Below are 9,704 nucleotides of genomic sequence, written 5' to 3' on the forward strand. Positions count from 1 at the left end.
GGGCTGCGGGGCCGGGCGCGCCGGTGCGCAGCCTGTCGGGCGGCAACGCGCAGAAGCTCGTGCTCGCGCGTGAACTCGATCGCACCCCCGACGCCGTGATCACCTGTCACCCCACCCGCGGCCTCGACCCGGGTGCGGCATCGGTCGTCGCCGAACGGGTCCTCGCCGCGGCCGACGAGGGTGCCGCCGTCGTGTGGATGGGTGCCGAACTGGAAGAGGTGCTGGCCGTGTCGCATCGCGTCATCGTGATGTCGCGCGGCGAGATCACCGGCGAGTTCTCCCGACCCTTCGACCGGTCCGCTATCGGACGGGCGATGGGCGGAGCGACATGAGCACGCTCGCCGTCGAGCTCGACCCGTCCGAACCCGACGCGGTCATCGAGCCTCGCGCCGGCGGTGGACTGCGGCACGCGGCGATCGTGGTCGGCGTGCCGATCGGTGCCGTCCTCGGGGCGATGGTGATCGGTGGATTCCTGATCTGGCAGGAGGGTGAGAATCCGCTCGCCGTGTTCGCCGACGTGGTCCGTGGGGTCTTCGTCGACAACCGCGGTCTCCAGAACACCGCCGTGTCGGCGACGCCGCTGTTGCTGATGGGTTTGGGCCTCGCCGTCGCCTACCGGGCCCGCCTGTTCACGATCGGTGCCGAGGGGCAGTTCGTCATCGGTGCCGTCGCGGCGACCGCGTTCGCCACCGCCGGTGGAATCAGCGACGTGCCCGGATGGCTGCTGATCCCGGCCTGCATGGTGATCGCGGCGGTGACCGGCGCGCTGTGGAGCGGGATCTCGGCCGTGCTCAGCAACCGCTACAACACCAGCGTCGTCATCTCGAGTCTGCTGCTGACCTACGTGGCCGCTGCTGCGATGCAGTGGTTGATCCGGGTCGGGATCCGCGACGACGAGTCGTTCGTGCCGGCCAGCGCGGTGATCGGCAACGCCGGGCTGCCGACCGTTCCGGGGCTCAACACCCATCTCGGTTTCGTCCTCGCGGTGCTGCTCGTCCCGATCCTGACGGTCGTGATGAGCCGTACGCGCTTCGGGTTCCGGGTCGACGTGATCGGCCACAATCCGATCGCGCTGCGCGCGAACGAGGTGTCGACCGGTCGGATGTTGTTCACCGTCCTGGGCCTCGTCGGCGTGCTGTCCGGCATCGCCGGCTACGTCCAGGTGGCGGGGGTGACCAACCGGATCAATGCCGAGTTCAGTGTCGGCTACGGATACACCGCGATCATCGTCGCCCTGCTCGGTCGGTTGCACCCGGTGGGGGTCCTGATCGCAGCGCTCGGCGTGTCCGGGCTCGACATCGGCTTCGCCGCCGCCGAACGAGATCATCAGTTGCCCTCGTCGCTCGTCGGGGTGGTGCAGGCGCTGTTGATCATCTTCGTCGTGATCGGTGATGCGGTCGCCGGCCGGTTCTCCCGCGTGGACGGGGCTGTCTGATGGACGTCGTGCTCTCCATCGCGACGCTCAGCGCCGGTCTGCGGCTCGCACTCCCGGTCGCGATCGCTGCGCTGGGCGCGTTGATCAGTGAACGCGCCGGCGTGCTCAACCTCGGTCTCGAGGGCTTGATGGTGAGTGGAGCGCTCGCCGGATACCTCGTGACGTATCACACGGGATCGCCGTGGCTCGGGCTGCTCGGCGGACTCGTCACGGGTGCGGTCTGCGGACTCGTGCTCGCCGCCGTGCTCGTCGGGTTGCGGGCGAACCAGATCGTGACGGGGCTGGCCTTCACCATCCTCGCCGGCTCGGCGACGAGCTTCCTCTACCAACGCTCGTTCTCGTTCGGGCAGAACCCGCCACGCATCGAGCGGATCGGGATGCCGGCGCTCGTGGTCCTCACGTTGATCGTGTTGGGGCTGGTGATCTTCCTGATGCGCAAGACCGTCGCCGGTCTCGTCGTGGCGGCGGTCGGAGAGACGCCGGTCGCCGCGGACGCGCTCGGCTACAACGTCGTCCGGACCCGGTATCTCGCGACGATCGCCGGTTCCGCGCTCGCAGCACTCGGTGGCGCTGTGCTGGTGTGTGGCCCACTCGGGTTGTTCATCCAGAACGTCACCGCCGGTCGGGGCTGGGTCGCGCTCGCACTCGTCGTCTTCGCCGGATGGCGGCCGCTGCCGTGCGTCCTCGGTGCGTTCCTGTTCGGGCTCTGTGACGCGGTGCAACTGCGCATCCAGGGGACCAACACCGGGATCCCCTACGAGGTGTTCCTCGCCCTGCCGTACGTGGTGACGCTGCTCGCGCTGGTGATCCGCGGTCGGAACAGCCGAACGCCGGCCGCGCTCGGCGTGCCCTTCGACCGGCAGCTGGCATGACCCGGACCTCGGTGCCACGATCGGGTGCGCCCGTGCCCGCGTTCGTCGCGACCGCCGTCATCGGCGACGTGATGCAGACTCCGACGCCGGCCGAGTTCGAGTACCTCCACGACGCAGTGATCGCGATCGACACCGACGGCGTGATCGCCGAGATCGCGCCACGGGCCTCGGCGCGTGGTGGGGAGCTGGTGCGACTCGCGGGCGAGGTGGTCCAGCTCGGCAGCACCGAGGTGCTGATGCCCGGTCTGGTCGACCTCCACGTCCATGCGCCGCAGTGGCCGCAGCTCGGAACCTGCCTCGATCTCCCGCTCGAGCAGTGGCTGTTCGAGTACACCTTCCCGCTCGAGGCGCGGTACGGCGATCTCACGTTCGCCCAGCGGGTGTGGAGCGACCTCGTGCCGTCGATGCTGCGTCACGGCACGACGACGGCGGTCTACTTCGTGACCAACGACGAAGCCGCGACGGAGGCGCTCGCCGCCGCATGCCTCGATTCGGGACAGCGCGCGTTCGTCGGCCGGGTGGCGATGGACCATCCGACCGGGAACCCCGCGTGGTACCGGGATCACGATGCGCGATCGGCGATCGACGCGAGTGCCCGATCGGTCGAGACGATCCGGTCACTCGATGCCGGTCGTGACCTCGTGCGACCGATGATCACGCCGCGCTTCACGCCGTCGTGCACCGACGAGTTGCTCGCCGGGCTCGGGACGCTCGCCGCCGCGTCGCACGTGGCCGTCCAGACCCACTGTTCGGAATCGGATTGGGCGCACACGTACTCGCTGGACCGCTTCGGCGTGACCGACACGGTCGCGCTCGACCGGTTCGGACTGTTGAGACCCGGCTCCGTGCTGGCCCACGCGAACCACGTCACGGACCGCGATGCCGATCTGATCGTCTCGCGCGACGTCGGCCTGGCCCACTGCCCGCTGTCCAATGCCTACTTCGCGGACGGGGTGCTACCCACTCGACGGTTGCTCGATCGAGGGGTCCGGATCGGCCTCGGAACCGATGTGGCGGGTGGATCGTCACCCGGGCTGCTGGCGCAGTGCCGCGACGCGGTCACCGTGTCGCGGATGCTCGATGCGGGTGTCGACGTGTCTGTCCCGTCGTCCGACCGCGGCGTCGCCGGTTCCAGCATCGACATCGTCACCGCATTCTGGATGGCGACGCTCGGTGGTGCGACCGCCCTCGACATCCCGGTCGGGCTGATCGAGCCGGGTCGTCGCTTCGATGCCCTCGTCGTCGACACCCACGGTTCGGCCAGCGGCCTCCGGGTCTGGCCCGAGACCGACGTCCCACGGACCGTTTTCGAGAAGGTGATCCGCCTCGCCGGAGCCGCTGAGATCACCTCGACCTGGGTCGACGGCCGCAGGGTGGCCACCATCATCTGAACCCCGGTCGTCATCCGTGCGATCTCGCGAACCGTCTGCGTACGTCGCGCCGGACGGGTTGACGAGATGCCGCTGGGGACGGGCGGGTTCGATGTCTCACAGCGGGTCGAAGAGTTCGGTACAGTCGCGGCTGCCTCGTCCCGAGGCGGATGTCGGATCCGCCGACGAGTGGTGATTTGGGGGGAACCATCATGAACAGGAAAATGTGGAGCGCGTCCTTGGTCGCACTGACGCTGGTCGCGACCGCGTGTGGCAGTGACGATTCGTCCGATTCGTCCGATGCCGACGGTGCGCCGGCGGCGAGCGACGGCGAAACGGTCGGTACCGACGAGGCGGCGACGACGGATGCACCATCCGACGACGACGCATCCGACGACGGCGACAAGCCGACGATCAACCTGGTCATCAACCCGTGGACCGCATCGGCGCTCAACGTGGAGGTCGCCAGTCAGCTGATCGAGAGTGAGCTCGGCTACCCGACCGAGCAGCTGAGCCTCGACGAGAACGAGGCGATGTTCACCGGATTGAGCGACGGCACGATCGACGCCGCCCTCGAAATCTGGCCGTCGGGAATCACTGAGACGGAGCAGGCCTTCTTCGACGACGGTTCGGTGGAACAGCTCGGCGATCTCGGAGCAGTGGGACGGATCGGCTGGTACGTCCCGAGCTACGTCATCGACGAACATCCGGAGCTCGCCACGTGGGAGGGATACGCCACCCCCGAGGCGGCGGCGCTCTTCGCAACCGCCGAGACCGGCGACAACGGTCGTTTCCTCGGAACCGACCCGTCCTACTCGGAGTTCGACGAGCAGATCATCGAGAACCTCGGTCTGCCGTTCGAGGTCGTGTTCTCGGGGTCTGAGCCCGCGACCGTCGCCGAACTCGATGCTCGCGTCGCGGCCGAAGAGCCGGTGTTGATGTACTGGTGGACTCCGACGGCTGCTGTCGGCAAGTACGACCTGCAGCAGGTCGAGTTGCCGCCCTACACCGAGGAATGCGGCGCGAGTGCCGCAGCCGAGGACGGTGGCGTCGACTGTGAGTATCCGGAAGACGTCATCATCAAGGCCGGCTCGGCGGAACTCGCCGAGAAGGCTCCCGACGTCCACGCATTCCTCTCAGCGTTCACGATCACGAACGAGGACCAGCTCGCGATGCTGCCCTCGGCCGAGATCGACGGCGAGGACATCGAGGACGTCGCCGCCGCCTGGATCGCCGACAACGAGGCGATCTGGTCCGCTTGGCTGGGCTGACCGCCGGATCGGTCCGAAGGGGGTGACGACATGTCGGTCACTTCCGACGACATGACCGACGCCGGCGATGGCGGTGAGGTTGGGCGCGAGCCCTGCCTCACCGCCCGCGGTGTCTGGAAGGTGTTCGGCACGAAGCCTGATCGCGCCCTGGAACTCGCGGCGGGTGGGGCAAGCCGCACGGAAATCCAGGAGGCGACGGGCAACACGATCGGCGTGCGCGACGTGTCGTTCGATGTGCTCCCGGGCGAGACCTTCGTCATCATGGGACTGTCGGGATCGGGCAAGTCGACCCTGCTGCGATGCGTCGCGCAGTTGATCGAGTCGACCCGTGGACAGATCACGCTCGAGGGCCGTGAGTTGACGACCATGACCGATGCCGAGTTGCGTGATGTCCGACGGCGCGATCTGTCGATGGTCTTCCAGCACTTCGGACTGTTTCCGCACCGCAAGGTGATCGACAATGTCGCCTACGGACTCGAGGTCCAAGGCCTCAAGCGAGCGGACCGACATGCCAAGGCGACCGAGATGCTCGACCTCGTCGGCCTCGGCGGGTGGGGAGATCACTATCCGCAACAGCTTTCGGGAGGCATGCAGCAACGAGTCGGCCTGGCCCGTGCACTCGCGGTCGAGCCGACGGTGTTGTTCTTCGACGAACCGTTCTCGGCGCTCGATCCGTTGATCCGCCGCGACATGCAGGATGAGCTGCTCCGGTTGCAGGCCGAGATGAATCGAACGATCGTGTTCGTCACCCACGACTTCGACGAGGCGATCAAACTCGGTGACCGCATCGCGATCATGAAGGACGGTGAGTTCGACCAGATCGGTACGGCCGAGGAACTTGTCGGCAATCCAGCGACCGAGTACGTGCGCGAGTTCACCAAGGACGTCTCGCGCGCAAAGGTCCTGACGGCCGCGAGCGTGATGGCCCCGGTCCCGGCCGACGGGCGTTCACGTCCAGCAGTCGCCGACGGTGCCACCGTCCGTTCGGATGCATCGGTCGAGTCGCTGCTGCCGGTACTGCTCGCGAGCCACCACGACGTGGCGGTCGTCGACGAGATGGGTTCGCTGCTCGGCCATGTCGACCGCTCAGCGGTACGTGCGGTGCTCGACACGATGCAGGATGTCGAGCCTGTTTCCGACGAAGGCACGGACATCGGACTGACCGTCGTCGACCGCGCGCCCGAGGCGCCGTGACGACGGTCGAGTTGCGCGACGAATCGACCGTCTCGTTCGACCGCCGCTGGTGGCCGTGGGCTGCGCTGGTCGCCGGTTTCGTGGTGTTGCAGGTGGCGTTCTCGAGGGTCGACACGTTCGCGGCCGGGCTCGACGAGACGTTCTCGGGTCCACTCGATGCCCTGGCCCGTTGGTCGCAGCGCAACCGGCGCGACCACTGGTTGTTCACGTACGTGTTCAATCCGATCACCGACGTGGTCCGGTGGGGGCTCGAGAACGTCGAAGCGCTGCTGCTCTGGCTGCCGTGGTTCGTGCTCCCGATCGCGGTCTTCGCATTCGTCGCCCGAACGCGGAATTGGTGGCAGGCGGCCGCTGCCGGCGCCGTGATGCTCTACCCCGGGTTGATCGGGCTCTGGGACGTCACGGTCGAGACGATCGCGCTGATGACGATCGCCGTGTTGCTGTGTGTGTTCATCGGTGTTCCCCTCGGCATTCTCGGCGCACTGCGGCCGTCGAGCGAGAAGGCGATGCGCCCGGTACTGGACGCGATGCAGACCGTGCCGGCGCCGGTGTACTTCGTGCCGATGGCCCTGTTCTTCGGGATCGGCGTGGTGCCTGCGACGTTGGCAACGGTGGTCTACGCCCTGCCACCGGTGGTTCGGCTGACGACGCTCGGGATCCGCGAGGTCCCGCCGCACTCGATCGAGGCGTCGACGATGTTCGGTGCGAGTCGGGCGCAGACGTTGCGCAAGGTGCAACTTCCGATGGCGATGCCGACGATCCTGACCGGGGTGGCGCAATCCATCATGATGGCCCTCGGCATCGTGGTGCTGGCGACGTTGCTCGGTGCCGGCGGTCTGGGCCAGGAGGTCATGGACACGCTGACCCAGCGCCGCACCGGGCGTGGCATCGCCACCGGTCTCGCGATCGTGGCGATCGCGATCGTGCTCGAGCGGGTGGGCCGTGCGGCAGCAGCGACGACGCGCGGCGATGCCGTTCCGAGGCGCATCGCGATCGCAGTCGTGGGTGGGATCGCGGCATTGATCATCGTCGGCCGGCTCCGTTCGTGGAACACGTTCCCGGATATCTGGGATGTGAAGGCGTTCGACCCGATCGACGATGCGATCCGCTGGGTGCGCGACAACCTTCGATGGCTCACGCGTTGGATCAACGACACGATCGTCATCCGTTTCTATCTGCCGGTGCGTGACACCTTGACCGACACCTTCGCGTGGCCGGCGATCGTGTTCGCCGCCGGTTGGATCGGCTGGCGGCTCAACGGCTGGGGTCTCGCCGCGTTCAACGTGCTGAGCCTCGTGACGATCGGTCTGATCGGAATGTGGGCGCTCACGATCGACACGTTCACCCAGGTGATCGCGGCGGTTGTCGTCGCGGTGGCGATCGCGGTTCCGATCGGAGTCTGGGCTGGTCGTAATCGACGCGTCGAGGCGGTGTTGAGCCCGCTGCTGGACGGTCTGCAGACGATCCCGTCGCTCGTCTACATCATCCCGGCCGTCACGTTGTTCACGATCGGGGTCGTTCCGGGAATCATCGCCTCGGTCCTGTACGCGATCGTGCCCGGGATCCGGATCACCGCGCTCGGGATCAAACAGGTGCCACCCGAGAGCGTCGAGGCGTCCCAGATGTTCGGTGCCACGCCGCGTCAGACGATGTTCGGCGTCCGCATTCCATTGGCGGCAACGACGATCATGGCCGGCATCAACCAGGTGATCATGATGGTCTTGGCGATGGTCATCATCTCGGGCCTCGTCGGTGGTGGGGGACTCGGTTTCGAAACGATCAGTGCCGTCAAGAACAGCGAAGTCGGGCTGGGCTTCGAGGTCGGGTTGGCGATCGTCCTGATGGCGATCATGCTCGACCGCGGGACTCAGGCGGTCGGCCGCAAGCTCCAGCCGCCGAGCCCGACGCACACCTGATCAGGACCGGGCGAGAGCCTGGCCCCTTCACGCTGGCCTCTTGACGATGCGCTATTCATCGTCTATCGTCGATGAACGATGATTGACGATGCGGCAGCCGACGAGTACGCCAAGTGGTTCCAGTGTCTTGCCGATCCCACACGGATCAAGGTGCTGCACACGATCGCCATCGCGTCAGCGCCGATGACGGTCGGCGAGATCGTCGAGATCGTCGGACGGAGTCAGTCGACAGTGTCGCGACACCTCCAGGTGCTCGCCGACGGTCAGTACATCTTCTGCGAACCCGACGGTGTCCGCACCATGGTCCGCGTGAACACGTCGTGCATGTCCGCCCTGCCCGCCGCCGCCGCCGAGATCATGGCATCCGGCGCCCCGTCGAGCGGAGGCACATGATTCGCGACACGGCGTACCTGGTCGTCGAGCTCGTCGTCCTGTTCTTCGGAGTCGCGTTCGCGATCCAACTCCTGCAACGTCGCGTCGGTGCCGAACGTCTCCAACAGTGGCTGGGTGGACCGCCGGTGGTCGCCGCCCTCAAGGGAATCGCGATCGGCTTCGCGACCCCGTTCTGCACGTTCTCGGCGGTGCCGATGCTCATCGGATTCCGGCGGGCCAACGTTCGCACAGCGGGCTACGTGGCGTTCATCGTGGCCGCACCGGTCCTCGACCCAGTGCTGTTCGGCGCGCTGATCCTGATCGTCGGACCGCTCGCCGCCACGATCTACCTCGTCGTCGCCTTCACGGCGGCGCTGGCGCTCGCGCTGGTCGCTGACGCGGTCGGAATCGAGCGTCATCTCAAACCCCTCGCCCAGGTGTCGACCGCCCACCCGACGCGCACCCCTGAACCCGCGTGGACCGGGCCCGTGACCTCGACCGGGCAGGATGACAGTGCCACGTGCGGAGCCGCTGACGGCCTCGCGGACGACTCGCCCTGGCGCGGTCTCCGGAGTGAATCCCGCGACGCGTTCGATGCGGCCGTCCAACTGTTGCGATCGGTCGCGGTCGTCCTCGTGATCGGCGTCGCGATCGGCATCCTCATCGAAGCCTTCATCACGCCCGAGATGGCCGCGCGCCTCACCGTCGAGAACAGCATCCTCTCCATCCCGATCGCCGCGATCCTCGGCACCCCGCTCTACTTCAGTACCGCCCTGTTCGTCCCGATCGCTGACGCTCTCACCGCCGCCGGCGTCGGCATCGGCGCGATCGTCGCGCTCACGATCTCGGGTGCCGGTGCCAGCGTTCCCGAGTTCCTCCTGCTCACCAAACTCGCCGACAACCGAATCCTCGGGATCTTCTTCGCCTACGTGCTCGCCGTGGCCGTGCTGGGCGGACTCCTCGCGCAAGCGCTGGTCGGGTGACCTGCGACGGCGCAGGCCCCGTCCGGCTGCATCAGCGAACGGTGACGGTGCCGGTGGTCGGGTCGACCTCGACCTCGTCGCCGGTTCGGACGGCGCGCAGGAGCCCTGCGACGCCGACGACGGCGGGGACGTCGAACTCGCGACTGACGATCGCCGTGTGGCTCATCGGGCCGCCCTCCTCCACGGCCACGGCGCCGAGCAGCGGAAAGATGCTGTTGAACGACGGGCTGGTGAACGGCGCGATCAGCACATCGCCGTCCTCGATCGCATCGAAGTCGTCCTCGGGCCCGG

Annotated in this window: 9 protein-coding genes and 1 pseudogene; 9 read left to right on the plus strand and 1 reads right to left on the minus strand. The window is 67.4% G+C overall.

Annotated elements, in window-relative coordinates; translation table 11 throughout:
• The 9 genes and pseudogenes from WBV89_RS12610 to WBV89_RS12650 form a co-directional block, all read left to right on the plus strand.
• A pseudogene (locus WBV89_RS12610) lies at nt 1-332 on the plus strand (ABC transporter ATP-binding protein); the annotation flags it as partial.
• A complete protein-coding gene (locus WBV89_RS12615) occupies nt 329-1,435 on the plus strand; it encodes an ABC transporter permease (RefSeq protein WP_423981703.1) in 1,107 nt (368 codons plus the stop codon). The pseudogene WBV89_RS12610 and the gene WBV89_RS12615, both read left to right, overlap by 4 nt.
• On the plus strand, nt 1,435-2,307 hold the full coding sequence (locus tag WBV89_RS12620) for an ABC transporter permease (protein WP_423981704.1): 873 nt from the start codon (nt 1,435-1,437) through the stop codon (nt 2,305-2,307). Before WBV89_RS12615 ends, WBV89_RS12620 begins: the two co-directional genes overlap by 1 nt.
• Nucleotides 2,308-2,339: 32 nt before the next feature.
• A complete protein-coding gene (locus WBV89_RS12625) occupies nt 2,340-3,698 on the plus strand; it encodes an amidohydrolase family protein (RefSeq protein WP_423981705.1) in 1,359 nt (452 codons plus the stop codon).
• 191 nt (nt 3,699-3,889) lie between these two features.
• Nucleotides 3,890-4,948, plus strand: a complete 1,059-nt coding sequence (locus tag WBV89_RS12630; RefSeq protein ID WP_423981706.1) for a glycine betaine ABC transporter substrate-binding protein — start codon at nt 3,890-3,892, stop codon at nt 4,946-4,948.
• 30 nt (nt 4,949-4,978) lie between these two features.
• Entirely contained in the window at nt 4,979-6,142 is a 1,164-nt protein-coding gene (locus tag WBV89_RS12635; protein ID WP_423981707.1) for a quaternary amine ABC transporter ATP-binding protein, read from the plus strand.
• On the plus strand, nt 6,139-8,058 hold the full coding sequence (locus WBV89_RS12640) for an ABC transporter permease (protein ID WP_423981708.1): 1,920 nt from the start codon (nt 6,139-6,141) through the stop codon (nt 8,056-8,058). The genes WBV89_RS12635 and WBV89_RS12640 overlap by 4 nt, the downstream gene beginning before the upstream one ends.
• A 78-nt stretch (nt 8,059-8,136) precedes the next feature.
• Entirely contained in the window at nt 8,137-8,451 is a 315-nt protein-coding gene (locus WBV89_RS12645) for an ArsR/SmtB family transcription factor (protein ID WP_423981709.1), read from the plus strand.
• Entirely contained in the window at nt 8,448-9,413 is a 966-nt protein-coding gene (locus tag WBV89_RS12650) for a permease (RefSeq protein ID WP_423981710.1), read from the plus strand. Before WBV89_RS12645 ends, WBV89_RS12650 begins: the two co-directional genes overlap by 4 nt.
• A gap of 31 nt (nt 9,414-9,444) precedes the next feature.
• On the opposite strand, the gene WBV89_RS12655 is transcribed toward WBV89_RS12650, so the two are convergent.
• Nucleotides 9,445-9,704: PEP-utilizing enzyme (locus WBV89_RS12655; RefSeq protein WP_423981711.1), on the minus strand; the 260-nt coding region annotated here is incomplete at its 5' end.

This window comes from Ilumatobacter sp. (assembly GCF_049588435.1).
In the GTDB taxonomy this organism is placed as follows: domain Bacteria; phylum Actinomycetota; class Acidimicrobiia; order Acidimicrobiales; family Ilumatobacteraceae; genus Ilumatobacter_A.